General features: G+C 71.3%; 26 protein-coding genes, 1 tRNA gene and 1 riboswitch. Of the genes, 11 read left to right on the top strand and 16 right to left on the bottom strand.

Annotated features, from left to right (window positions below; translation table 11 throughout):
* Positions 1–34 precede the first annotated feature (34 nt).
* On the top strand, positions 35–712 hold the full coding sequence (locus tag O7546_RS29440; RefSeq protein WP_174532829.1) for a hemolysin III family protein: 678 nt from the start codon (positions 35–37) through the stop codon (positions 710–712).
* Between the two features lie 65 nt (positions 713–777).
* Here O7546_RS29440 and O7546_RS29435 read toward each other — a convergent pair whose 3' ends face one another.
* Positions 778–1,068, bottom strand: a complete 291-nt coding sequence (locus O7546_RS29435; RefSeq protein WP_091413749.1) for a DUF6458 family protein — start codon at positions 1,066–1,068, stop codon at positions 778–780.
* A 117-nt stretch (positions 1,069–1,185) separates the two neighbouring features.
* On the opposite strand from O7546_RS29435, the gene O7546_RS29430 reads away from it, so the two are divergent.
* Positions 1,186–1,722, top strand: a complete 537-nt coding sequence (locus O7546_RS29430) for a histidine phosphatase family protein (protein ID WP_281600281.1) — start codon at positions 1,186–1,188, stop codon at positions 1,720–1,722.
* Positions 1,723–1,731: 9 nt separating this feature from the next.
* Here O7546_RS29430 and O7546_RS29425 read toward each other — a convergent pair whose 3' ends face one another.
* Positions 1,732–2,139 carry a helix-turn-helix domain-containing protein gene (locus tag O7546_RS29425; protein WP_194800200.1) on the bottom strand — a complete coding sequence of 136 codons (408 nt, stop codon included), beginning with the start codon at positions 2,137–2,139 and terminating at the stop codon, positions 1,732–1,734.
* A gap of 130 nt (positions 2,140–2,269) precedes the next feature.
* Here O7546_RS29425 and O7546_RS29420 point away from each other — a divergent pair, with 130 nt between their 5' ends.
* Positions 2,270–3,136 carry an aldo/keto reductase family oxidoreductase gene (locus tag O7546_RS29420; RefSeq protein ID WP_281600280.1) on the top strand — a complete coding sequence of 289 codons (867 nt, stop codon included), beginning with the start codon at positions 2,270–2,272 and terminating at the stop codon, positions 3,134–3,136.
* Between the two features lie 6 nt (positions 3,137–3,142).
* Here the strand turns inward: O7546_RS29420 and O7546_RS29415 are convergent, their stop codons facing one another.
* The 4 genes from O7546_RS29415 to O7546_RS29400 all read right to left on the bottom strand — a co-directional run bounded on the left by O7546_RS29415 (position 3,143) and on the right by O7546_RS29400 (position 7,398).
* Positions 3,143–3,412 (bottom strand): DUF6458 family protein, encoded by a 270-nt coding sequence (locus tag O7546_RS29415; RefSeq protein WP_013283345.1) that lies wholly within the window; start codon positions 3,410–3,412, stop codon positions 3,143–3,145.
* A gap of 184 nt (positions 3,413–3,596) precedes the next feature.
* On the bottom strand, positions 3,597–5,453 hold the full coding sequence (locus tag O7546_RS29410; protein ID WP_194800201.1) for an acyl-CoA dehydrogenase: 1,857 nt from the start codon (positions 5,451–5,453) through the stop codon (positions 3,597–3,599).
* Positions 5,454–5,569: 116 nt separating this feature from the next.
* On the bottom strand, positions 5,570–6,697 hold the full coding sequence (locus tag O7546_RS29405; RefSeq protein ID WP_281600279.1) for a PP2C family protein-serine/threonine phosphatase: 1,128 nt from the start codon (positions 6,695–6,697) through the stop codon (positions 5,570–5,572).
* Between the two features lie 68 nt (positions 6,698–6,765).
* Complete coding sequence (locus O7546_RS29400) at positions 6,766–7,398, bottom strand: septal ring lytic transglycosylase RlpA family protein (protein WP_281600278.1); 633 nt, start codon at positions 7,396–7,398, stop codon at positions 6,766–6,768.
* A gap of 183 nt (positions 7,399–7,581) precedes the next feature.
* Here O7546_RS29400 and O7546_RS29395 point away from each other — a divergent pair, with 183 nt between their 5' ends.
* Both O7546_RS29395 and O7546_RS29390 read left to right on the top strand, forming a co-directional pair.
* The gene (locus tag O7546_RS29395) at positions 7,582–8,130 is read left to right on the top strand and encodes a phosphoribosyltransferase (protein WP_194800204.1); all 549 of its coding nucleotides are present in this window, start codon (positions 7,582–7,584) and stop codon (positions 8,128–8,130) included.
* A gap of 40 nt (positions 8,131–8,170) precedes the next feature.
* On the top strand, positions 8,171–8,584 hold the full coding sequence (locus O7546_RS29390) for an ASCH domain-containing protein (protein ID WP_151500991.1): 414 nt from the start codon (positions 8,171–8,173) through the stop codon (positions 8,582–8,584).
* Here the strand turns inward: O7546_RS29390 and O7546_RS29385 are convergent.
* The 4 genes from O7546_RS29385 to O7546_RS29370 form a co-directional block, all read right to left on the bottom strand.
* On the bottom strand, positions 8,581–9,492 hold the full coding sequence (locus O7546_RS29385) for an LLM class flavin-dependent oxidoreductase (RefSeq protein WP_194800205.1): 912 nt from the start codon (positions 9,490–9,492) through the stop codon (positions 8,581–8,583). The genes O7546_RS29390 and O7546_RS29385 overlap by 4 nt on opposite strands.
* A gap of 21 nt (positions 9,493–9,513) precedes the next feature.
* Positions 9,514–10,566 carry a MerR family transcriptional regulator gene (locus tag O7546_RS29380; RefSeq protein ID WP_194800206.1) on the bottom strand — a complete coding sequence of 351 codons (1,053 nt, stop codon included), beginning with the start codon at positions 10,564–10,566 and terminating at the stop codon, positions 9,514–9,516.
* Between the two features lie 76 nt (positions 10,567–10,642).
* Positions 10,643–11,209, bottom strand: coding sequence for an NUDIX domain-containing protein (locus O7546_RS29375; protein ID WP_269697904.1), 567 nt, complete (start codon positions 11,207–11,209; stop codon positions 10,643–10,645).
* Between the two features lie 29 nt (positions 11,210–11,238).
* On the bottom strand, positions 11,239–12,132 hold the full coding sequence (locus O7546_RS29370) for a LysR substrate-binding domain-containing protein (protein WP_269697903.1): 894 nt from the start codon (positions 12,130–12,132) through the stop codon (positions 11,239–11,241).
* 87 nt (positions 12,133–12,219) lie between these two features.
* Between O7546_RS29370 and O7546_RS29365 the strand changes: the two genes are divergently transcribed.
* Positions 12,220–12,615 (top strand): VOC family protein, encoded by a 396-nt coding sequence (locus O7546_RS29365; RefSeq protein ID WP_281600277.1) that lies wholly within the window; start codon positions 12,220–12,222, stop codon positions 12,613–12,615.
* Between the two features lie 9 nt (positions 12,616–12,624).
* A complete protein-coding gene (locus O7546_RS29360) occupies positions 12,625–13,131 on the top strand; it encodes a GNAT family N-acetyltransferase (protein WP_194800210.1) in 507 nt (168 codons plus the stop codon).
* On the opposite strand, the gene O7546_RS29355 is transcribed toward O7546_RS29360, so the two are convergent.
* Together O7546_RS29355 and O7546_RS29350 are read right to left on the bottom strand one after the other, a co-directional pair.
* The gene (locus O7546_RS29355; protein WP_269697902.1) at positions 13,110–13,721 is read right to left on the bottom strand and encodes a dihydrofolate reductase family protein; all 612 of its coding nucleotides are present in this window, start codon (positions 13,719–13,721) and stop codon (positions 13,110–13,112) included. The two genes, O7546_RS29360 and O7546_RS29355, sit on opposite strands and share 22 nt — an antisense overlap.
* 80 nt (positions 13,722–13,801) lie before the next feature.
* Positions 13,802–14,347, bottom strand: coding sequence for a hypothetical protein (locus O7546_RS29350; protein WP_194800212.1), 546 nt, complete (start codon positions 14,345–14,347; stop codon positions 13,802–13,804).
* A 114-nt stretch (positions 14,348–14,461) separates the two neighbouring features.
* Between O7546_RS29350 and O7546_RS29345 the strand changes: the two genes are divergently transcribed.
* Entirely contained in the window at positions 14,462–15,238 is a 777-nt protein-coding gene (locus O7546_RS29345) for a hypothetical protein (RefSeq protein WP_269697901.1), read from the top strand.
* A gap of 48 nt (positions 15,239–15,286) precedes the next feature.
* On the opposite strand, the gene O7546_RS29340 is transcribed toward O7546_RS29345, so the two are convergent.
* Positions 15,287–15,360: transfer RNA gene (locus O7546_RS29340), tRNA-Gly, on the bottom strand.
* Positions 15,361–15,627: 267 nt separating this feature from the next.
* Between O7546_RS29340 and O7546_RS29335 the strand changes: the two genes are divergently transcribed.
* Positions 15,628–16,620 carry a zinc metalloprotease gene (locus O7546_RS29335; RefSeq protein ID WP_194800214.1) on the top strand — a complete coding sequence of 331 codons (993 nt, stop codon included), beginning with the start codon at positions 15,628–15,630 and terminating at the stop codon, positions 16,618–16,620.
* A gap of 70 nt (positions 16,621–16,690) precedes the next feature.
* On the opposite strand, the gene O7546_RS29330 is transcribed toward O7546_RS29335, so the two are convergent.
* Positions 16,691–17,236 (bottom strand): pyridoxamine 5'-phosphate oxidase family protein, encoded by a 546-nt coding sequence (locus O7546_RS29330; protein ID WP_194800215.1) that lies wholly within the window; start codon positions 17,234–17,236, stop codon positions 16,691–16,693.
* Positions 17,237–17,314: 78 nt separating this feature from the next.
* On the opposite strand from O7546_RS29330, the gene dcd reads away from it, so the two are divergent.
* Positions 17,315–17,893: a dCTP deaminase gene (gene dcd / locus O7546_RS29325; protein WP_043327610.1), complete on the top strand. Its 579-nt coding sequence runs from the start codon at positions 17,315–17,317 to the stop codon at positions 17,891–17,893.
* 49 nt (positions 17,894–17,942) lie between these two features.
* Here dcd and O7546_RS29320 read toward each other — a convergent pair whose 3' ends face one another.
* On the bottom strand, positions 17,943–18,977 hold the full coding sequence (locus O7546_RS29320) for a C40 family peptidase (RefSeq protein ID WP_194800216.1): 1,035 nt from the start codon (positions 18,975–18,977) through the stop codon (positions 17,943–17,945).
* A 13-nt stretch (positions 18,978–18,990) separates the two neighbouring features.
* Positions 18,991–19,125: riboswitch (cyclic di-AMP (ydaO/yuaA leader) on the bottom strand.
* A 238-nt stretch (positions 19,126–19,363) separates the two neighbouring features.
* Between O7546_RS29320 and O7546_RS29315 the strand changes: the two genes are divergently transcribed.
* A complete protein-coding gene (locus O7546_RS29315) occupies positions 19,364–21,397 on the top strand; it encodes a peptidoglycan recognition family protein (protein ID WP_194800217.1) in 2,034 nt (677 codons plus the stop codon).
* Positions 21,398–21,461: 64 nt separating this feature from the next.
* On the opposite strand, the gene O7546_RS29310 is transcribed toward O7546_RS29315, so the two are convergent.
* Positions 21,462–22,472, bottom strand: coding sequence for a C40 family peptidase (locus tag O7546_RS29310; protein ID WP_194800218.1), 1,011 nt, complete (start codon positions 22,470–22,472; stop codon positions 21,462–21,464).
* Positions 22,473–22,638 lie beyond the last annotated feature (166 nt).

Here is a 22,638-nt window from a genome sequence, read left to right as displayed (position 1 = left end):
TTGCAAGTAACCTACGCCGTCGTAACCTATTGAGGTGACGACCTCCGCACCGTTCCGGCTCCGGCCGGCCGACATCGGGAAGCCGCGCATGCGCGGCTGGCTGCACGCTTACGCGTTCTTCGCCGCTCTCGTCTGCGGCATCGTGCTGTGTTCGATCGCCGCCGGTCGTCCCGGCTGGGCGCCGCTGGTGAGCTGCCTGATCTACAGCTTCACCGTGTGCGGGCTGTTCGGCACCAGCGCGCTCTACCACCGGCGGGTCTGGTCCGAACGCGGCTACCAGATCATGCGCCGGATGGACCACTCGATGATCTTCGTGTTCATCGCCGGCACCTACACACCGTTCTGCGCGCTGCTGCTGGACACCCGGCAGGCCACGATCATGCTGAGCCTGGTCTGGGGCGGCGCGATCGCGGGCGTGGCGGTCAAGCTGATCTGGCCGCACGCGCCACGCTGGGTCTCCGCCCCGCTGTACCTGGCGCTCGGCTGGGTAGCGGTGGCCATGCTGCCGCAGATCCTGCACTCCGGTGGCGTGACCGCGCTGGTGCTGCTGAGCGTGGGCGGCGCGATCTACAGCGTGGGCGCGGTGTTCTACGCGCTGCGCCGGCCGAACCCGTGGCCCACCGTCTTCGGCCACCACGAGTTCTTCCACGCCTGCACGCTCGTCGCGGCGATCTGCCACCACATCGCGATCTACTTCGCGTTGTTCGCCTGACCCGGGCGGACCCCGGACATGCGCGAGGGCCCCGCTCCGTTGCGGGGCCCTCGGGTTCTCGGGGGTCAGGCCGGGTAGCCCGAGCCCGGACGGCGCACCTCGCGGTACTCCTCGCGTACGACGCGGTCGTCGCGCACCGGCACCACCGGCTCGGCGACGACCTGCTCGCGTACCGGAGCGGCCACCACACGGCGGCGGCTGTTCCAGAAGTAGAGCGTGGTGAGCAGGCCGGCGACGCCGGCGAGCATGAGCACCCAGCCCACCACGTTGAGGTTCAGCCATCCGAGATTGGCGTCGACGGCGAACGCGAAGATCGCGCCGAGCGCGATGAGGAAGATGCTGGCACCGATGCCCATGACGTCGCCTCCTTGGCGTCCTGCTGGCGTTTCCTGCCCGCCGCGGCCATGGATGAGGTAGCGGCACACATCGACATACCCAGGCGCTTTGATCGTCAATCAGGCAAGCTGGGCGGTATGACGGACGGCAGGAACGGGCAGCGGACGCTGGCGCTGCTGCGGCACGCCAAGGCCGAGCAGTCCGGTGACCTCCCGGACACGGACCGGTCGCTCACCGCGCGCGGGCACGCCGACGCCGCCACCGCGGGCGCCTGGCTGGCCCGGCATGCGCTGCTCCCCGACGTGGTCCTCTGCTCGCCCGCCCGGCGCACCCGGCAGACCTGGCACGACGTGGCGATGGGCATGAGCGGTTCCCCGCCGGAGGGCGGTCCGGCGGGCTCGGCTCCCGCGGTGCGATACGAGGTGACCGCGTACGACGCGCTTCCGGATCAGCTGCTGGAGCTGCTGTGGACGGTCGAGCCGACCGCCGGGACGGTGCTGCTCGTCGCGCACAACCCGGGGATCTCTCTGCTGTCGGCGCTGCTCGATCCACAGCGGGCCGACCCGGACGGGCTACGGACCACCGATCTGGTGGTGCACCGGCCGACGACCCGCTGGGCCGACCTCGCGCCGGGGAACGCGCCGATCACCGGCCGCCACACCGCCCGCGCCTGAACGGACGGCTCAGGCCCGGCTGTCGTAGGTCGCCCGGTTGGCGAGCACGTCGTCCATGTGCGTCTCGGCCCAGGTCTTCAGGCCCCGGATCATCTCGTGCAGGGAGAACCCGAGGTCGGTCAGCTCGTAGGTGACAGTCACCGGCACTGTCGGCTCCACGGTGCGGGTGATCATTCCGTCGCGCTCCAGGGCGCGCAGCGTCTGGGTGAGCATCTTCTGACTGACCCCGGGCAGCGTGCGGAACAGCTCGGAGTATCGCCTCGGTCGCGGCTCACCGGCGCAGTCCGCTCCGAACCGGTGCGAGCCGTCGGTGCGCAACGCGGCCAGCACCAACGTGACCCACTTGTCGGTGATCCGGTCGAGCAGTTGCCGGCTGGGGCACCCGGCCAGGAACGCGTCGTACTCGGCCTTGCTCATGCTCTGCTCCTGCCACGCCGGTGAGCTACGCACTTTGAGGTGCCTACTTCCCGATGGAAAGTTACACCTCGATAGTGGAAGCCGGACGCCCCGATCCGGCGGCGTCGCGAAAACGACGAGAGGTACACGCATGGCCCGCACCACCCTGCCCGGCGGCACCTGGGCGCTGGGCGACCTGACCGTCACCCGGTTCGGCTACGGCGCGATGCAACTCGCCGGCCCCTGGGTCATGGGACCACCGGCCGACCACGACGGCGCCCTGGCGGTGCTGCGGGAGGCGGTCGCGCTCGGCATCACCCACATCGACACCAGCGCGGCGTACGGGCCGCACGTCACGAACCGGCTGATCCGGGAGGCGCTGCACCCGTACCCGGATTCGCTGCACGTCGTCACCAAGGTCGGCGCGGACCGGGACGAGCAGGGCGGGTGGCCCACCGCACGGGATCCGGAGAGCCTGCGCCGGCAGGTCCGGGAGAACCTGGAGACGCTCGGCGTGGACGCGCTCGGCCTGGTGAACCTGCGGCTCGGCGACGCCACGGGGCCGCAGCCCGGATCGCTCACCGAGGCGCTGGACACGCTCGCCGCGCTCCAGCAGGAGGGTCTGATCCGCCACCTGGGCCTGAGCAACGTGACGCCGGAGCAGGTGGCCGAGGCGCAGACGATCGCGCCGATCGTCTGCGTGCAGAACCAGTACAACCTGGCCCACCGCGGCGACGACGACCTGATCGACGAACTGGCCCGGCAGGGTGTCGCCTACGTGCCGTTCTTCCCGCTCGGCGGGTTCACCCCGTTGCAGTCCTCGGCGTTGTCGGCGGTGGCCGAGCGCCTGGGGGCGACACCGATGGGCGTCGCCCTGGCCTGGCTGCTGCGGCGCTCACCGAACATCCTGCTGATCCCCGGCACCAAATCCGTCGCGCACCTGCGCGAGAACATCGCCGGCGCCGGGCTGGCGCTCTCCGGCGACGACCTCGCCGAGCTGGACCGGATCGGCCGCTGAGACGCGTCAGGACGGCGGGGCCGTCGGCGGCGGCGGGTCGGGCGGCGGCGGCATCATCGCTGTCGGATGCGAGAGCCGGTTCTCCTCCACGATGAGCGTACGGGCCCGCTTGCGGCGGTCCTGCCAGAACCACAGCGTGGTCAGCAGGACGCCCAGCCCGGCCAGGATGAACACCCAGCCGACCGCGCGCAGGTCGATCCACCAGACGTTGGCCCGGATGGCGAAGGTCATGATCGCGCCGAGCGCGATGAGAAAGATGGCGCTACCAATGCCCATGTGCGCTGCACTCCCCCGTGCGATGGCCTTGGGCGTACTCGGTCGTGGTCCGCGACGGTTACCCGCCAACGGGCCGCCTATCCACCCGGGCCGCGCGCACGACGACGGCCGGCGGGCTGGTGCCCGCCGGCCGTCGTCATGAGGGGGAGAGTGACGTTTCAGGGATGAAAGCCCCCGGAAGGGCTCAGAAAGCCTCCTCCGGGAGGTCCATGATCTCCAGGTCGGTGCCCTCGATGATCCGCCGGTCGGCGCCGATGCGGGGCAGCACCTCGCGGGCGAAGAACCGGGCCGCGGCGACCTTGCCGGTGTAGAAGGACTTGTCGGCCGCGGAGACCTCGCCGGCCAGCGCCTTCAGCGCCACGTCCGCCTGCTTCTGCAGCAGCCAGCCGACCACCAGGTCGCCGATCGCCAGCAGGAACCGGCGGCTGCTCAGGCCGACCTTGTAGAGCGCGCGGGTGTCGCCGCCCTGGGCCTCGCCCAGCCAGCCGGTCATCACGCCGAGGATGTTCTGGATCTCGGCGAGCGCCTTGCCGAGCGCCTGACGCTCCTCCTTGAGCTGGCCGTTGCCGGCCTCGGAGGCGATGTGCTCCTGGATCTCGGCGGCGACCGCCATCAGGGCCTTGCCGTTGTCCCGGACGATCTTCCGGAAGATCAGGTCGAGGCTCTGGATCGCGGTGGTGCCCTCGTACAGGGTGTCGATCTTGGCGTCCCGGACGTACTGCTCCAGCGGGTAGTCCTGGAGGAAGCCGGAACCGCCGTAGGTCTGGAGCGCCTCGTGACCGAGCAGCTCGTACGCCCGCTCCGAACCGACGCCCTTGACCAACGGCAGGAGCAGGTCGTTCACCCGCTTCGCCAGCTTGGTGGCCTTCTCGTCACCGGCCGCCTCGGCGATCGTGACCTTGTCCTGCCAGGTCGCGGTGTAGCAGACGAGCGCGCGCAGGCCCTCGGCGTACGACTTCTGCAGCAGCAGCGAGCGGCGCACGTCCGGGTGGTTGGTGATGGTCACCCGCGGGGCGGTCTTGTCGGCCATCTGGGTGAGGTCGGCGCCCTGCACCCGGTTCTTGGCGTACTCCAGGGCGTTGAGGTAGCCGGTGGAGAGCGTGGCGATCGCCTTGGTGCCGACCAGCATCCGGGCGTACTCGATGATCATGAACATCTGGCGGATGCCGTCGTGCTTCTCGCCCAGCAGCCAGCCCTTGGCCGGTACGCCGTGCTCGCCGAAGGTCACCTCGCAGGTGTTCGAGACCTTCAGGCCCATCTTGTGCTCGACGTTCGTGGCGTAGACGCCGTTGCGCTCGCCCAGCTCGCCGGTCTCGGGGTCGAAGTGGAACTTCGGCACGACGAACAGCGACAGGCCCTTGGTGCCCGGGCCGCCGACACCCTCGACGCCGACCGGGCGGGCCAGCACGTAGTGGACGATGTTGTCGCTCAGGTCGTGCTCACCGGAGGTGATGAAGCGCTTCACGCCCTCGATGTGCCACGAGCCGTCCGGCTGCTGGATCGCGCGGGTACGGCCGGCGCCCACGTCCGAGCCGGCGTCCGGCTCGGTGAGGACCATGGTCGAGCCCCACTGCTTGTCGATGAACAGCCGGGCCCACTTCTTCTGCTCCTCGGTGCCCTCGACGTGCAGCACGTGGGCGAAGGACGGGCCGGAGGCGTACATCCAGATCGGGGCGTTGGCGCCGAGCACCAACTCGGCGAGCGACCACCAGAGGGCACGCGGGGCGTTGGTGCCGCCCAGGGACTCCGGCAGGTCCAGGCGCCAGAACTCGGAGTCCATGAACGCCTTGTACGACTTCTTGAACGACTCCGGCAGCGGCGCGGTGAACGTCGCCGGGTCGAAGACCGGCGGGTTGCGGTCGCTGTCCGAGTAGCTGGCAGCCAGGTCCTCGCGGGCGAGGCGGTCGACCTCGCCGAGGAAGCTGCGGGCGGTGTCGACGTCCAGGTCCGTGAACGGGGCCTGGCCGAGCGTCCGGTCCGCCCCGAATACCTCGAACAGGTTGAACTCGAGGTCCCGCACGTTGCTCTTGTAGTGGGTCATGCTCGCTGGCCCCGCTTCCGGACAGGTGTTACCGATCAGTAACTCCAGACTGTATTACTCGCCGGTAGGCAACGACAAGCCGATCTCGGAAGTGACAGCGATTACACACTTCCCGTTCATCCGTCGGCGGCGCCGACCTCCCAGCTGGGAACCGGGGTGGCGGTGGTGCTGCGCGGGCCGACGTACTCCATCAGGACCAGCGCGATGTCGTCGTCGAGCCGGCCGTGCACCCACTCGACCAGGGCGGTCTCCAGCGAGGCCAGCCCGTCCGCGACGGTACCGTGGCCGAGCAGCCGCCAGGCCCGGTCGGCGGTGGGGAAGAACTCACCGTCCCGGCGCGCCTCGCCCAGCCCGTCGGTGAACAGCAGCAGCCGGTCGCCCGGTTCCAGCCGCTCCACCCGGGGCCGGACCACGGGCATGAAGCCGAGCGGCGGCGCGGGCGCGGGCGGCTCCAGCGGGATCACCGCGCCCCGGCGCAGCAGCAACGGTGGCGGGTGCCCGCAGTTGACGATGGTGAGCGTGCCGCCGCGCTCCTCGACCAGGGCCGCGGTGACGAAGTCCTCGTCGCCCACGTTGCGGGCCACCGCACGGTCCAGGTCGGTCACCACCGCGCGCAGGTCGGCCCGCTCGTACGCGACGTGCCGGTAGGAACCGAGCACGATGCTGGCCAGGCGGACCGCGTCCAGCCCTTTGCCCCGTACGTCACCGATGATCATGCGGACGCCGTACGGGGTGTCCATCACCTCATACAGGTCGCCACCGATCTCCGCCGTGGCGGTGGACGAGATGTACCGGGCGGCCACCGCCAGCGTGCCGACCTGCGGGCCGAGCGGCCGCAGCACCGCCTGCTGGGCGACCGAGGCGAGCCGGGACAGTTCCGCGATCCGGTCCGCCTGGCGCTGGCGAATCGCCGCCGTGGCGGCCGCGATCGCGGTCGCCGCCCCGACAGCCGTCACGTTGACCACAGTCACCAGCGGGCTGCCCCGCTCCGCGACGGCGAAGCCGACACCGATGGCGGTGGCCAGGCCGCCGACCACGAGCACCACCCGCCAGGACGCCAGCGCCGCCGCGAGGAACGGCGCGACGACCATCAACGCGAGGTAGTGCGCCGGACGGCCGTCGGCCAGCTCCACCGCGACCACGATCGCGAGCAGCGCGAGGGCCGCGCCGAGACCGGCGCGGGATCCGGGACTCAGCGGGCCTCGGCCCGGCTGGAAGGGTTGCGTGCGTACATCGGACAGCATGCCTGATGGACGTGGACGGGAGAATGAACCTGGCCCGTCGGTCGTGGAAGTTCTGCCCGAGTGGCCGGTCAGCCGAGCACCTCGTACCGGACGTTCACGTGACCGAGGCTCGTGGCGGCGATGGTCGCGAACGCGGCGCGGGACAGGTCCAGGCACCGGCCGTCGATGAACGGGCCACGGTCGTTGATCCGCACCACCACCGACTTGCCGTTTGCCGGGTTGGTCACCCGGACCTTCGTGTTGAACGGCAGCGTCTTGTGCGCCGCGGTCAGCGCATTCGGGTTGAACGACTCACCGTTCGCCGTCATCTGACCCTCGGCGTAGAAGGACGCGCCGCAGGAGCCGCTGTCCACGACCTTCGGGCTGCTCGTCTTCTTCGCCGTCGGCGACGGGGAGGCGGTCCGAGCCTTGCTCCGGGAGGCTGCCTGCGTACGGCTCGACTTCGGGCTCGGGGTGGCCTTCGGCGACGGGCTGAGGCTCGCGCTCGGCGAGGCGGACGCGCTCGGCGAGGGGGCGGCCGACGTGGGGGCGGGCGTGCTGGGCAGCGTCTCGACCACGGCCGGCTCGGCGGGCGGCTCGGCGGAGGTGAGCCGCACGGCGCCGACGGTACCGCCGACCGCGAGCGCCACACCGACCGCCGCGGTCGCGGCGATGGCGGCGGGCGAGGAGAACTTGCGGGTACGAAGGTGCCTAGCAGCCACCGGCCCGGTCCTTTCGTCAGCTGAACAAACCGGCCCGGACCGTAACGAGAGAAGCACTTCCGAAGTCAACGTGATCATGGTGCTATGCCCGCATTTACCCTGGTACGTGTAGCCGATCACGCCACCGTCGATCGGCCGAACGGCCCACCGATCCGCCGGGACGGAAACCGTGGATCCGCCAGGATGGAAAGCGTGCTGAGTCGTCGCCTGGTCGAGCTCTTCCGGTGGATCGACCCCGGCCCGGGCAGCACCCACCTGGTCAGCGACATCTCCGGCTGGTGGCGTGACCCCGAGGTGCTGGCCCAGGTCGGGCCGGCAGTGGCCGGGCTGTTCCCCGAGGACCGCCCGACCGTCGTGATCGCCCCCGAGGTGACCGGGCTGCTGCTCGGCCCCCTCGTCGCGGTCGCCGCCGGTGCCGGGTTCCTGCCCGCGTACAAGGACGGCGGCGAGCGGCGCCGGGTCGGGCCGACGCGCTGGGCGCAGACACCCCCCGACTACCGGGAACGGCGGCTGCGGGTCGGCGTGGACGGCCGGCGGCTCGGCACCGGCGACCGGGTGCTGCTGGTCGACGACTGGGTCGACACCGGCGCCCAGCTCGACGCGCTCAGCCGGGTCGTCCGGGACGCCGGGGCCGACCTGATCGGCGCCGCCGCGCTCGTCGCGACCTGCCCGCCCGAGGTCGCCGCGCGGCTGAGGCTGCGCGCCCTGCTGACCGGCGCCGACCTGCCGTGAGCCCGCCGGCGGTGGCGGAGCATGCCGTAGCGTCGGCGGCATGTGGCCCCGCATCGGTGGATTGCGCGCACTCGCCCTCGGCACACCAGGCGAGCTGCGCACCCGGCTCAACACCCTCGTGCTCTCCGGCGTGAAGACCGCCACCGCCGGTCTCGTGCAGGAGTACGACGACGAGAACGAAGAACTGGAGTACGTCGGCGAGCGACTGGTCCTGGTCGACGACAACGACGCGCTCGTCGGCGTCGTGGAGGTCACCGGCGTCGAGGTGGTGCGCTTCGCCGACGTGCCGTGGGACTTCGCCCGCGCGGAGGGCGAGGGCGACCGGTCGATCGAGGAGTGGCGCGAGGGCCACGGCGCCTACTGGGCCCGGCAGGGCACCCCGGTCACCGACGACACCCGGATCGTCTGCCTCCGGTTCCGGCTGGTCTCCACCGAGGGCAGCGTCGGCACCTAGCCGGCCCGGCGCAGCTCCGGCAGCAGCGCCGCCGCCTCCACCAGCACCGCCTCGTCACCCGCGTACCAGCTGCTGGCCCGGGGCCAGTGCGTCACCACGTCGGTGAAGCCCAGCCCGGCCGCCCGGGCCACCTGCTCGGCGAGGAAGTCGGCGCTGGTCAGCGAGAACATCGGCGCGGAGTCGAGCGACAGGTAGCGGTCCAGCGTCGCCGGGTCACGGCCGGCCTCCTCCAGCGTCCGCGACATCCGCTCGGACAGCTCCGTCACCGTGCCCCACCACGCCTCGACGTCGTCGCCGCCGAGCCCGGTGGTGACCCAGCCCTGCCCGAACCGGGCGACCAGCCGCATCGAGCGGGGACCGTTCGCGGCCATCACGAACGGCACCCGGGGCTGCTGGACGCACCCCGGGTTGTTGCGCGCGTCCACTGCGGTGAACCACTCCCCGCGCCAGGTCGTGCCGTCCTCCCGCAGGATCGCGTCGAGCAGCTCGGTGAACTCGGCGAACCGGTCCACGCGCTGCCGGGGCGGAAGCGTCTCGCCGCCGAGCACCGCCGAGTCGAAGCCGATGCCGCCGGCACCCAGGCCGAGCAGCACCCGGCCGTCCGACACGTCGTCGAGCGCCGTCACCTGCCTGGCGAACGCCGCCGGGTGCCGGAAGTTCGGCGACGCCACGAGCGTGCCGAGCTTCACCCGGGACGTCACGCCGGCCGCCGCGGTCAGCGTCGTCCACGAGTCGAACCACGGCCCGTCGACCAGGTCACGCCAGCCCAGGTGGTCGTAGGTCCAGGCGTGGTCGAAGCCCCACTCGTCCACCTGGGCCCACCGCCGACGTGCTTCCGACCAGCGCTGGTCGGGCAGGATCACGATGCCGATTCGCATGATCGCCAGGGTACGACCCGGGCCGGACATCCCGGCCCGGGTCGCGGGGGATCACGCCGCCAGGTCGGCGACCACGCAGGCGACGTTGTCCGGCGCGCCGGCCGCGTACGCCAGCTCTACCAGGCGCTCGACGGCCGTCTCCGGGTCGTCCGCCTCGGCCAGCGCGGCGTGCAGCGCGCCCGGGTCCACCACGGCGGAGAGACCGTCGGAGCAGAGCAGGTAGCGGTCGCCGGGCAGCGCGGTCCGCAGCGCCAGGTCCGCCTCCACCTCCGCGCCCGCGCCGAGCGCCCGGGCCAGCAGCGCCCGCTGCGGATGCACCCCCGCCTCGGCCGGCGTGAGCCGGCCCTGGTCGACGAGCGTCTGCACGTACGTGTGGTCCTGGGTGAGCCGGGACAGCTCGCCGCCGCGCAGCAGGTACGCCCGGCTGTCCCCGACGTGCACCAGCGCGAGCCGGGTGCCGCGCCGCACCAGCGCGGTGAGCGTGGTGGCGGGCTGGTCGGCGTCTGTGGCGTGCGCGCGTACCGCCCGGTCGGCCCGGTTCACCGCGTCGGCGAGCGCGGCGAGCAGGTCGGCCTGCGGCGCGTCCGCCTGCTCCAACTGCCGCAGCGCGTCCACCGCCGCCGCACTGGCGGTGGACCCGGCGGGACCGCGTACGCCGTCGGCGACCGCGAGCAGCGTGGCGCTCGCGTACGCGGTGTCCTCGTTGGAATCGCGGACCGTGCCGGTCTCGCAGCGCGTCGCGTACCGGAAGGTGGTCTCGGACATGGTGGTGCCCCTCTCGCTGAGCCTGTCGACGAGGAGCGCGACGGCCCGGCCGCGTGCTGCGGTGTCCGCGCTGACCCGCCGCCACCAGGCGTCGAGCGCCTCGGCGGCGGCAGCGGGCGGAAGGCCGCAGACGGTACGGATCTCGGCCAGCGGCATCCCGGCCCGGCGCAGCCCGGCGATCAGCCGCGCCCGGTCCGCCTGCTCCGGCGCGTAGTAGCGATAGCCCGAGTGCGGGTCCACCGCAGCCGGGGGCAGCAGCCCGCAGTCGTCGTAGATGCGCAGCGCCTTGGCGCTCAGGCCGGTCGCGCGGGCGAACGCGCCGATGGTCAGCAGTCGCACCGTGCCTCCCTCGCGCTCCTCGTGCCGGTCACCGCGACCGGCACCGATCACGCTGGGCCTTGCCGCAGGGGACGGGTCAAGGCGTCGCTGCCGCCAGTTTGGTCAGCATCCGGCCCAGGTGCGGCTCGATCGTGCCGGCCGGCGCCTCGGTCACCTCGGCCGGCGTCCACCAGCGGATGCCGGCGAACTCCACCGGATCGGGCGTGAACCGCTGGTCACGGTGGGCGGACAGCACGTACCAGAGGCTCACGTCGGTGTGCCGGTGCTCGGGCGGGCCGACCGTCTCGGTGACGGTGAGGAACGCCGGGCGCTCGCCGAACGGCGGCGCGAAGACCGCCGCCACGCCCAGTTCCTCCCGCAGCTCGCGGCGCACCGTGTCGGCCGGGTGCTCTCCCGGCTCGACGTGCCCGCCGCTCGGCAGCCACATGCCCGCGAGACGGTGGTCGACCAGCAGAACCGCGCCGTCAGCCTGGTCGCGGAGCAGGAAGTACGCGACCAGGTGCGGCGACGGCGTACGCGGCTTGGCCCGGCGGAAGATGTCCTCCGTGCCGGCCAGCCAGGCCAGTGCCGCCTCCCGGTGCCGCGCCTCCAGATCGTCCCCCGGTGGCAGTTCCTCGACCAGTGCCCGGATCTCGTCCCGCATCCCGCCGATGCTGCCAGCCGGGTACGACGTCACTCCGGCGGCAGCGGGTTGGCGTCGGCGGCCGCGCGGACGAACTCGCGTACCCGGGTGGTGGTGTTCCCGGCCGGCCACACCGGACCGCGACAGATCGGCGGCGCGTCGTGGATCGGCACGTAGGCCACGTCCGGGCGGGCGTAGAACTGACGGGCCTGCTCGCCCACCGGCAGCACCCCGCGCCCCAGCGCGACGAGCGCCAGCATCTCGGAGAAGCTGCCGCCCACCGGGCCCTTCGGCACCGGGCGGCCGGACGGGGTGCGGTCCGGGGTGCGGTCCTGCTTGAACGCGGCCGAGGTCACCACCGGGTACTGCACCACCGGATGGTCGCCGAGCACCTCCAGCGACACCGACTCCTCGGCGGCGAGCGGATGGCCCGCGGCCACCGCGAGCACCCGGCGCTCGCGCAGCAGCACCGGGCCGTTCGCCATGCCGTCGAAGGGGTACGAGGCGATCAGCACGTCGATCGTGCCGTCCAGCAGACTCGACCGGGTGCTGGCCAGCGGCGCCTCGTGCACGTGCACCTCGCAGTCCGGATGGCGCTCGGTGAACAGGGCCACCGCGCGCAGCAGCACCGGAGCTGTCGACTCACCCACGTACGCCACCCGCAGCTCGCCGGTGAGCCCGCGCCCGGCGTCGACGGCCCGCTGCACCGCCGCCTCGATGCCGGCCACCAGCGGGCGCATCTCCTCGGCCAGGCGGGCGCCGATCGGGGTGAGCCGGACGACCCGGCTGGTGCGCTCGAACAGCGGCGCGCCGATGCGGCGTTCCAGCTTGCGCACCACGTGGCTGACCCGCCCGGTGCTCACCCGCAGCCGCTCGGCGGTCCGCCCGAAGTGCAGCTCCTCGGCCAGGGTCAGGAACGTCTCGACCTCGTACCGCTCCAGCACCGGAGCACCTCCGTCGTTGCCTGCGAGTAAACGATCGTAGTCCGGATCGGGCTTGGTCCGGCTCACCCGGCGGACCAGGGTTGACGCATGCAGAACCATCTCGTGACGGTGACCGGGTTCGACCACCTCGTGCTTTCGGTGAGCGACGTCGAACGCTCCCTCGGCTTCTACTGCGGCACGCTCGGCCTGGCCCCGGTGCGGGTCGACAGGTGGCGGGCCGGCGAGGTGCCGTTCCCCTCCGTACGCGTCGACGCCGGCACCATCATCGACCTGATCAAGGGCGACCCGACCGGGTCCAACGTGGATCACTTCTGCCTCGTGGTGGAGCCGGTCGACTGGCAGCGGGTGGTCGACTCCGGGGTGTTCACCGTGCTGACCGGCCCGGTCCTGCGCTTCGGCGCACGGGGCACCGGCACCTCGATCTACGTCAGCGACCCGGACGGCAACACAATCGAACTGCGCTGCTACCCGGCCGACGCCTAGCCTGGGCCGATGCCGGAGCTGGAACGACTCGCCGCCCACCACGCACCCGCCGTGCTGCGGTTCGAGCGGGAGAACCGGGCCTACTTCGCCCGGTACGTCCCCGACCGGGGCGACGACTTCTTCACCGGATACGCCGCCCGGCACGCGGCCCTGCTGGACGAGCAGGAACGCGGCACCTGCCACTTCCACGTGCTGGTCGGCGACCACGGCGCCGTGCTCGGCCGGTTCAACCTGGTCGACGTCGCAGACGGCAGCGCCGAGCTGGGCTACCGGGTCGCCGAACGCGCCGCCGGGCGCGGGCTCGCGAGTGAAGGCGTACGGCGCGTCTGCGAACTGGCCCGCACCGAGTACGGGCTGCGCCGGCTGGTCGCCTCGGCGGCGCTGGCGAACCCGGCCTCGCTGGCGGTGCTCAAGCGTGCCGGTTTCGTGCCGGATCATCGGGTGGAGCTGGACGGGGAGCCCGGCCTGCGGCACGTGCTCGACCTCCGCGCGCCCTACGCGGCCGCGTCACCGTAGGCGGGCGCACCGGCCGGCTCGTACGTCAGTTGCAGCGTGCCGTGGGCGTGGGTGACCGACTCGGTGAGCCGCAGCGCGCTCGGCACCGTCCCCTCGCCGAACAGGCGCTTGCCGGTGCCGAGCAGCACCGGGTACACCCACAGGTTGAGCCGGTCCACGAGACCGGCGCGCAGCAGCGACTGCATCAGGTCCAGGCTGCCGATGACGTGCACCTCGTCGTGGCGGGCCTTCATCTCGGTGACGCGCTCGGCGAGGTCACCGGACACCAGCGACGAGTTCGCCCAGGCCAGCGGCTCGGTGAGGGTACGGCTGACCACGTACTTCGGCACGCCATTGAGCAGGCCGGTGAAGGGGATTTCCTCGGGCGCCTTCGGCCAGTAGCCGGCGAAGATGTCGTAGGTCTTGCGGCCCAGCAGCAGCGCATCCATGCTGCTGGCCTGCTGGAACATCACCGCGCCGGACGCGTCGTCGAGCAGCGGCATCTGCCAGCCGCCGTGGTTGAAGCCGCCCTCGCGGTCCTCGTCCGGTTCGCCGGGCGCCTGCGCCACGCCGTCGAGGGTCAGGAACTCGGTCACGATCAACTTGCCCATTGGTCCGCTCCTCCGGTCACCGCTCGTCCCCCCGTCAGACCCGGCAACGACCCGCAACTCATCGCCGCCACCGAGCCGCTCTACTCGTGCCGGACGAGCCTGAAGGGCACCCCGTCGATCTCCGTGACGTACCCGATCACCGGCACCGGGTTCTTCAGTTCCGCGATCTCGACAAGCAATGCGGTGGCAGTGCCGGCGTAGGGCTCGGGCGGGTCGATCAGGGCGGTATCGCAGACCACCGTCGGCCACTGCTCGGGAGGACCGTCGTCCAGGTGCCAGCAGAGCAGATAGTCGAGGTTCACGGCTCCCCAGACCCGGAGGTCTCCCGGTGAGGTGCCGAAGTGGTACGGGAACCCTCCTGTGCACTCCGCCCTCTCGTTCATCGCGTGATGCCAGTTCCGCGCGTACCGGAGGAATTCCGGTACGCCCCAGTCGGAAGGATGAAGCACTTCCAGGAAGCCGAGGTTGCCGTGTGGGAAGCGCTCGACGAAGCGTCGGTAGTCCTCGGGAAAGGGGTGGCCGGCGGCCTCGGTGAGGGCCGGCCAGTCGACCTCGATTCCCGCCGACCCGTCCCAGTCGAGCAGGACGGCGAGCCGGTCCGTCGTCGGCGAAGCGCTCGGTGTCATTCGGCGACCTCCGGCAGATGATCGTAGATCGGGTGCACGCCCCGCCCCGTCTCCACAGTAAGGTCATCTCTTCGGCAGGCGTATGCCTCCGGAGTCCTCGAAGGTGGATTCGCCATGATCCCCGATCGGACTGAGACAAGCGTCCTCCTGGACGAGGCACTGGCGGGTGTGGCCGTCGCGTTCCAGGGCATGACGGCCCACGAGCAGGAGTCCAACTGCGAGTGCCACTGGGGCAGCGCGGAGGAACTGGCACTGCTGAAGACGCCGGACGTGCCGCTCGATGATGACCTGTTTCGTCGCACGTACTGGACCACGGACTGGCACTACCCCGGTCTGCTGCTGCGCCGGATCCTGCCCCAGGTGACCCAGCACCTCGTGGACGGCCGAATAGTGGCGACGGACGGGCTGGACAGCCTGGCGAACTTCTTCGCCGTCTCCCCCTGGCACGAGTGGCCGAGAGAGCAACAGGCCGCCCTGCGGAGATTCCTGAACGTCTGGTGGGTGCACGTCCTGGTCGAGCCCGACGCGAAGGTGCCCGCCCACGCAGCCCTGTCGTTCCTCGCCGAGGCCACCACAAAGCTCACCCCTTGGCTGGCCGACTGGGCGGAGGCGCTGGCTGACGAGCCGGCCCGGCGACAGCTGGTCGAGGCCATGGATGAGTGGATGTACGACCTGGGGGGCGACGCACTCCCGTGGTCGAGTTGGCACGACATCGACGCGTGGGCCCCCGCGCTGCAACTGTGGGTGATACGACACGCGCCGGCCGTCCTGCGCGAGCACAACGCGTCGGCCGAGCTGCTCGAGGACATCAGCAGGCTCAGCCGGCCCGATTCCGAGCGGTACGACAAGCCGCTCTCGCGGTGGCGCGCCGGGCGCCCGTGGCCTGAGTGACGTCGAAGGCCCTGGCTGGGACTTGCGTCCTGACCAGGGCCTTTCGCGTGGAGCGGGTGACGGGAATCGAACCCGCACTGTCAGCTTGGGAAGCTGATGTTCTGCCATTGAACTACACCCGCAGCGGCACCACTCTACCTGAAGGTCACCACCCCCGTGCAGTCAGGTGCGCGCGCCACCTCGGCGAGGTGGCGGCATCGGTGGGCGGTTGACCCCGCCACCTCCCCGAACTGGAGTGGATCAAGCACCCATCGGAGCCGACAGGCGCGAAGTTGCACGTCGGAAACGTATGGGCGTTCTCAAATGCGTCGATGGGATGTAACGTCTGCCCCACGTTTCCGAACCGGCGTGACACACCCCCTGCCACGCCGTCAGAAAGAGGTGGGCCCATGGGACTCCGTCCCAACCTGCTGACCCGGCGTACCGCCGGTGTCGCGACGTCGACCCTCGCGCTGCTGCTCAGCACCGCCGCCGTCGGCGTCGTCCCCGCTGCTTCGGCCTTCTCGGCCGCCCCGGACGGCGTCTGCGCCGAACCGGCCGACGCCCACGCCGACGAGCACGCGAACGCTCGCGTCGCGAAGGGCGGCAACGCCAAGCTGGACCCCAACCACCTGACCGCCAAGCAGGTCCGTGACCGTGAGGCCGACCTCGCCGCCGCGCAGCGCGAGCGGGCCGGCTTCCGGACCGGCGCCGTCGCTCCGCTGGCCACCGTGACGATCCCGGTCGTCGTACACGTCATCCAGGAGAACAGCACCCGGGCCGGCGGCAACATCACCGACTCGATGATCAACCAGCAGATCACCGTGCTGAACCAGGCGTACGCGGGCTCGACCGGCGGTGCCGCCACCGCGTTCGGGTTCCAGCTCACGAAGATCAACCGGGTGACCAACCCGTCGTGGTACCCGATCGTGCAGGGCTCCTCCGCCGAGCGCTCGATGAAGACCTCGCTGCGTGAGGGCGGCAAGAACACGCTGAACATCTACCTCGGCGAGCTGAGCGACAGCCTGCTGGGCTGGGCGACGTTCCCGAAGCGGACGCTGGACAAGATGGACGGCGTGGTCGTGCTCAACGAGTCGCTGCCCGGCGGCACCGCGACCAACTACAACCAGGGTGACACCGGCACCCACGAGGTCGGCCACTGGCTGAACCTCTACCACACCTTCCAGGGCGGCTGCTCCGGCTCGGGCGACAGCGTCTCCGACACCCCGGCCGAGGCGTCCCCGGCGTACCAGTGCCCGACCGGCCGCGACACCTGCTCGACCGCCGGCAAGGACCCGATCACCAACTTCATGGACTACACGTACGACTCCTGCATGTACCAGTTCACCGCCGGTCAGGCGAGCCGCATGCTCACCGCGTGGAACGCCTACCGCGCAGCCTGACCGTCGTACCACGTACCGGTGCCGGCCCTGTCCTCGGACGGGGCCGGCACCGGTCGTTTCGGGGTCGGGGTCAGGCGGCCGGGCGGCGGGTGTCGAAGCCGTGCCGCCCGCGCCGACCCTCGGCGGCCACCCGCTCCCGCCGGGCCGGTTCGGCTCCGCGCGGGTCGAGCCAGACCCGCACCTGCGGCGGGGCGGCGCCGGGCTGGGCCACCGGGTCGCGCCGGGTCAGCATCGCCACCTCGACGGTGAACTCGAACAGCCGCCAGTCGCCCTGCGGCGACGCGCGGGCGATCCGGGCCAGCCGCGTCACGGTGGCCGGGTCGGTCACCGGCCGCGCGCGCCCCGCGATGTACGCCTCGTCGTCGCTCTCCTCCGGCGGGAACGAGTGCAGCGCGTAGCGGCCGTCGCGTTCGAGGTCGCGCCGCTTCGGCGAGTCGATGACGAAACACCAGAGACCGTCGGCGGTGATCACCGGGGAGACCGGGTGGACGCGGGGGCCACCGTCGGCGCGGACCGTGGCGAGGTAGCCGAAGCCCGGCCCGTACTGCTGCATCAGGAGGCGGATCTCGTCGGCGAGGCGGGGCTCGTCGGCGGCGAATTCGGACCAGGAAGCCATGTGGACACTCTATCGAACACGTGTACGAAGATGTAGTGCGACACGCAGGTCACCCGTACCGGTCGCTATGGTGTTCCGATGCTGCTCTCCGACCGCGACCTGATCTCCGAGATCAAGGCCGGCACGCTCGCGCTGGAGCCCTTCGAGCCCACGCTGGTGCAGCCGTCGAGCATCGACGTACGCCTGGACCGGCTGTTCCGGGTCTTCAACAACCACCTCTACACGCACATCGACCCGTCGGTCCAGCAGGACGACCTGACCTCGATGGTGGAGGTGCCCGAGGGCCAGCCGTTCGTGCTGCACCCGGGCGAGTTCGTGCTCGCCTCCACGCTCGAGGTGATCTCGCTGGGCGACCAGCTCGCGGGCCGGCTGGAGGGCAAGTCGAGCCTGGGGCGGCTGGGGCTGCTGACCCACTCGACAGCCGGTTTCATCGACCCCGGCTTCTCCGGTCACGTCACGCTGGAGCTGTCGAACGTGGCGAACCTGCCGATCACGCTCTGGCCGGGCATGAAGATCGGCCAGCTCTGCATCTTCCGGCTCTCCTCGCCGGCCGAGCACCCGTACGGCTCGGCCGTCTACGGCTCGCGTTACCAGGGGCAGCGCGGTCCGACGCCGAGCCGGTCCTGGCAGAGCTGGCGCACCTGGCCGACGCGCTGACGGCACGGCCGGGGCCCCGCCGTCACCGGCGGAGCCCCGGGCCACGACCTCAGCCGGGACGGCCGTAGCTGTTGATGTCGCCGTCGTCGACCCGCTTCATGGTGATGGGCTTGCCGGACTGGGAGGCGTGCACCACCCAGCCGTCGCCCACGTACATCGCCACGTGGTGCAGGTCGCTGTAGTAGAAGACGAGGTCACCGGCGCGCAGCTCGGCGCGGCTGATCCGCTTCGTCACGCCGTGCTGCTGGCGCGCGTTGTGCGGCAGCGAGACCCCGCCCTTGGCCCAGGCCGCCAAGGTGAGGCCCGAGCAGTCGAAGTGGTCGGGCCCGGCCGCGCCCCAGACATAGATCTTGCCGATCTGGGCGCAGGCGAACTTGACCGCCGCCCCGGCCGGGCCGCCGGGGTAGCCGGCCGGGCACGGCGCCGGGCGCAGCGGGCCGCCGCCGCCCTTGCCGTACACCTTGAGCCGCAGCTTCTCCAGCTTGGCGATCTCGGCGTCGATCTGCTTCTTCTTCGCCGCGAGCTGGGCCTCGGTACGGGCCAGCCCGGCGATCATCTCGTCCAGCGGCTTCTTCTTCGCCGCCAGTTCGTCGCGCAGCGCGGCGACGGAGCGCACCTGCTCGTGCTGGCGGTGCGCGAAGCGGTCCAGCAGTTCCAGGCCGGTGACCAGGTCACCGGGTGAGCGGCTGCCCAGCAGCGCGTTCACTGTGGAGAGGTTGTCGCCCTTGTAGGCGTCGGCGGCGAGTCCGCCGACCTGACCGAGCGCGGCGTCCACCCGGGCCTGGAGGGGTGCGATCTGCCGGCCGAGCGCGTCGGCCTGCTTGCGCCGCGCGGCGAGCTGCTCGCGTACGGCGTTGACCTGTTCGATGACCGGTTCGAGCTTGTTCCAGTCGCGGTCGATCTGGGCCTCAATCTCGGCGACCGAGGGTTCGGCGTGTGCCGCAGTGGCGCCGCCGGTCAGAACGACTGCGGTGCCGACCAGCGCGGCGAGGGCGGTGGTGAAGCGGGACCAGCGGGAACGCGGCGCGACGCTGGACCGGTCGGTGGACCGGTTCGACGACGGCCGCGGGGCATGGAGTGCCACCGGGCGTCCGTACTCCTTCTTCCGTACCGCCTACCGGGTTAGCTGACGGATTCGGGCGGGAAGGGAGCCGCCCTACCGCATCGCTGCGGATTCACCCCAGGTACCTGGTTCCCCGGCTCGCCCGGAGGCGACTCGGCGGTGTCGGACCGTCACCGACCGGGTTGGACGGTGAGACGTGCGGCCGACGATTCACCAGAGTAGGGACCACCGTTATCGATCCGCAACTTCCAGCGACGTGACACTCCGTACGCGATGAAGGGCCACACCCGGAGCGGAGGTGAAATTTTCTTTCAAGGCTGATTACTCGCTGGAAAGGTATTGACCCCCGCGGGTGTGCGGAGTGAGGGTGGAGACGCAGTGACACCCATCCCTGTCCAGGAGGTTCGATGCACCTCTCCGCCCCGCCGTCGGGCAGACGGATACTGCTCGCCGCCGCAGTGGCGACAGCCACCGCGCTGGCGACGACCGGCCCGGTGACCGCCGCGCCGGACACGTCCGCGCCCGCGAGCGACAGGCAACAACAATACGCCGCCGCGGCGGCCGAGTACGGCGTGCCGCAGAACGTGCTGCTCGGTGTCTCCTATCTGGAGTCCCGCTGGGACACCCACCCCGGGCAGCCGAGCACGAGCGGCGGCTACGGCCCGATGCACCTGACCGACGCCGCGCACATCCTCGCCATGCCGGGCAGCGCCCACGTCGACGAGGACGAGGACCCGCGCGGCGACGACTCCCGGCCGCTGAAGCTCGACCCGGCCACCGCCGCCGCGCCGGAGCGGGAGACCCCGCTGCCGCCCGCCTCGCTCCAGACGCTCGACGCCGCCGCCGCGCTCACCGGGCTCGACGCGGGCACGCTGCGCACCGACCCGGCCGCGAACATCCGCGGTGGCGCGGCGCTGCTGGCGTCGTACCAGAAGGCTCTGGGTGGGCCGGTCGGCGCCGGCACCGACCCGGCGGCCTGGTACGGCGCGGTGGCCCGGTACTCCGGCGCGGACACCTCGGACGCCGCGGCGGCCTTCGCCGACGAGGTCTACGACCAGCTCGGCCAGGGCGCCAGCCGCACCACCGACGACGGCCAGCGGGTCACGCTCGCCGCCACCGCCGCGCAGCCGGACCGCTCCCGGCTGGCCCGCCTCGGCCTGCGCAACGCCGAGCGGCCGGACGGGCTGGAGTGCCCGGTACGGCTGGCCTGCGAGTGGATCCCCGCGCCGTACGAGCAGCTCAGCGACGACCCGGGCGACTACGGCAACCACGACCTGGGCGACCGGCCGAAGCAGCAGAAGATCGAGTACATCGTCATCCACGACACCGAGGGCTACTTCGGCCCGAGCGTCGACCTGGTGAAGCGGGCCGACTACCTGGGCTGGCACTACACGCTGCGCTCGGTGGACGGCTACATCGCCCAGCACATCAAGACCAAGGACGTGGGCTGGCACGCCGGCAACTGGTACGTCAACGCCAAGTCCATCGGCCTGGAGCACGAGGGCTTCGCCGGTCAGGGCACCTGGTACACCGAGGCGATGTACCGCACCTCCGCCAAGCTGGTGCGGCACCTGGCGCTCAAGCTCGGCATCCCGATGGACCGGCAGCACATCATCGGCCACGACAACGTGCCCGGCATCACCGCCGCCAACGTGGGCGGCATGCACTGGGACCCGGGACCGTACTGGGACTGGTCGCACTACTTCGACCTGATGAAGGCGCCGTTCCGCAGCACCGGCACGCCCCGTACCGGCCTGGTCACCATCGACCCGGACTTCGCCACCAACCGGCCGGCGTTCACCGGCTGCAACCAGCAGCCGCCCGGTGTCCCGACGCCCCGGCCGCCGGCCGAGCCGTGCCCGTCGCGCGGCTCCTCCGCAGTGATCCTGCGGACCGCGCCGAGCCCGGACGCCCCGCTCGTCAACGACCTCGGGCTGCGCCCGGACGGTACGCCGGACACCATGTACATCTCCGACCACGGCGCCCGCGCCTCCGCCGGTCAGACGTACGCGCTCGCCGGCCGGCAGGGTGACTGGACGGCGATCTGGTACCTCGGCCAGAAGGCGTGGTTCCTCAACCCGGCCTCCGCGCCGACCGCCAAGTGGGCCACCGGCTTCGTGGTGACCCCGCGGCCCGGCAAGGCCACCATCCCGGTGTACGGGCGGGCCTACCCGGAGCAGGCCGCCTACCCGGACACCATCCCGTACCAGACCATCTCGCCGCTGCAGTACACGTTCGCCGCGGGCCAGCGGTACGCGGTCGGCGGGGTGCTGCCCGGCGAGTACTACCGGGCGGTCTCGTTCGACGGTTCGGCACCGGGTGACCGGACCGTGGTCCGCGGCAAGAACAAGTACGTGCAGGTCCAGTTCGGTCACCGGATCATGTTCGTGAACCTGGACGACGTGCTGGTCCTGCCGTCCCCGGTCGGCACGCCAAGCTGACCTCTCCACGAGAACGCGAAAGCCCCCGGTCCCTGCGGACCGGGGGCTTTCCGTGTGACAGGGGTCAGGCGACCCGGACGAAGCCGGCGAGCGGCTGGGTGCTGATGCTCGACACCTGGACCGGTTTGCCGGTCCGTGGCGCGTGCACCATCACCCCGTTGCCGAGATAGAGCCCGACGTGGTGCAGGTCGGAACCGAAGAACACCAGGTCACCCGGTCTCGCCTCGGAGCGGGACACCTTGCGGCCCTCGTTCCACTGCGCGCCGGTGAAGTGGGTCAGCGAGATGCCCGCCGCCTTGTACGCGTACTGGGTGAGGCCGGAGCAGTCGAACGAGTTCGGGCCGGTGGCGCCCCACACGTACGGGTCGCCGACCTGGGCGCAGGCCGTCTTGATGGCGGTCCGCGCGGCGCTGCTCACCACACCGTCGATCTTCGGGCAGCCCGCCGGGCGGATCGAGGTCACCGGGAGCATGGCGGTCAGCCGCTTGATCTCCGAGTCGATCTGCTTCTTCTTCGCCGCGAGATCGTTCTGCTGCTTGATCTCCAGCGCGATCAGCGCGTCGAGCTTCTCCTTCTGCCTGTTGTACTCGTCGCGCACCTTGAGCACACCGGCGATCTGGCGGCGCTGGTCGTCGGCGATCCGGTCCAGCATGACCAGCTGCTCGGCCAGCGTGCCCGGCTTGGTGTTCACCAACAGTGCGCCCAGCTCCTGCGACGGGCCCTGGATGTAGTACCGGGCCGCGATGTCGCCGACCTTGTTCATGGCGAGCGTGGAGGCCAGCTCCAGCGGCACCATCTTGTCCTTCAGCGCCTTGGACTTCTTCTGGTTGGCGCGAAGCTGCGAGCGGACCTTGTTGAACTGCTCGATGGTGGGTTCGAGCTGCTGCCACTGCTTGTCGATCTGCGCGTCGATCTCGTCCACCGACGGCGCCGCGTGCGCCGGGGCGGTCAGCATTCCGGCGCCGACCGCGGCGGCCGCGACCAGGGTGACCAGACCGTGTACCACCCGTCGGAACCCGGCCCGCCGGCCGGGTGGAGCGCTCGGGGCGTGACGTTGAGGGGGCGTGGTTGCCACCGGCACGGACTCCTTTGCAACCGACCGCCGGGCGCCTCGCGAGAGGGAAGATCGAGGCAGACGACCCACAGCGGTCGGTGCCTCACATTAGGGAAGGCGTCCGATGGAATCAAGGCGACCGTTTGTTCAATCACGTATCCGCAATCGGTTGCACACCAAGGGTATT

This window comes from Micromonospora sp. WMMA1976 (assembly GCF_027497335.1).
In the GTDB taxonomy this organism is placed as follows: Bacteria; Actinomycetota; Actinomycetes; order Mycobacteriales; family Micromonosporaceae; genus Micromonospora; species Micromonospora aurantiaca.
Note: the sequence above shows the minus strand (reverse complement) of the source record. Positions and strands in the feature narration are given on the sequence as shown.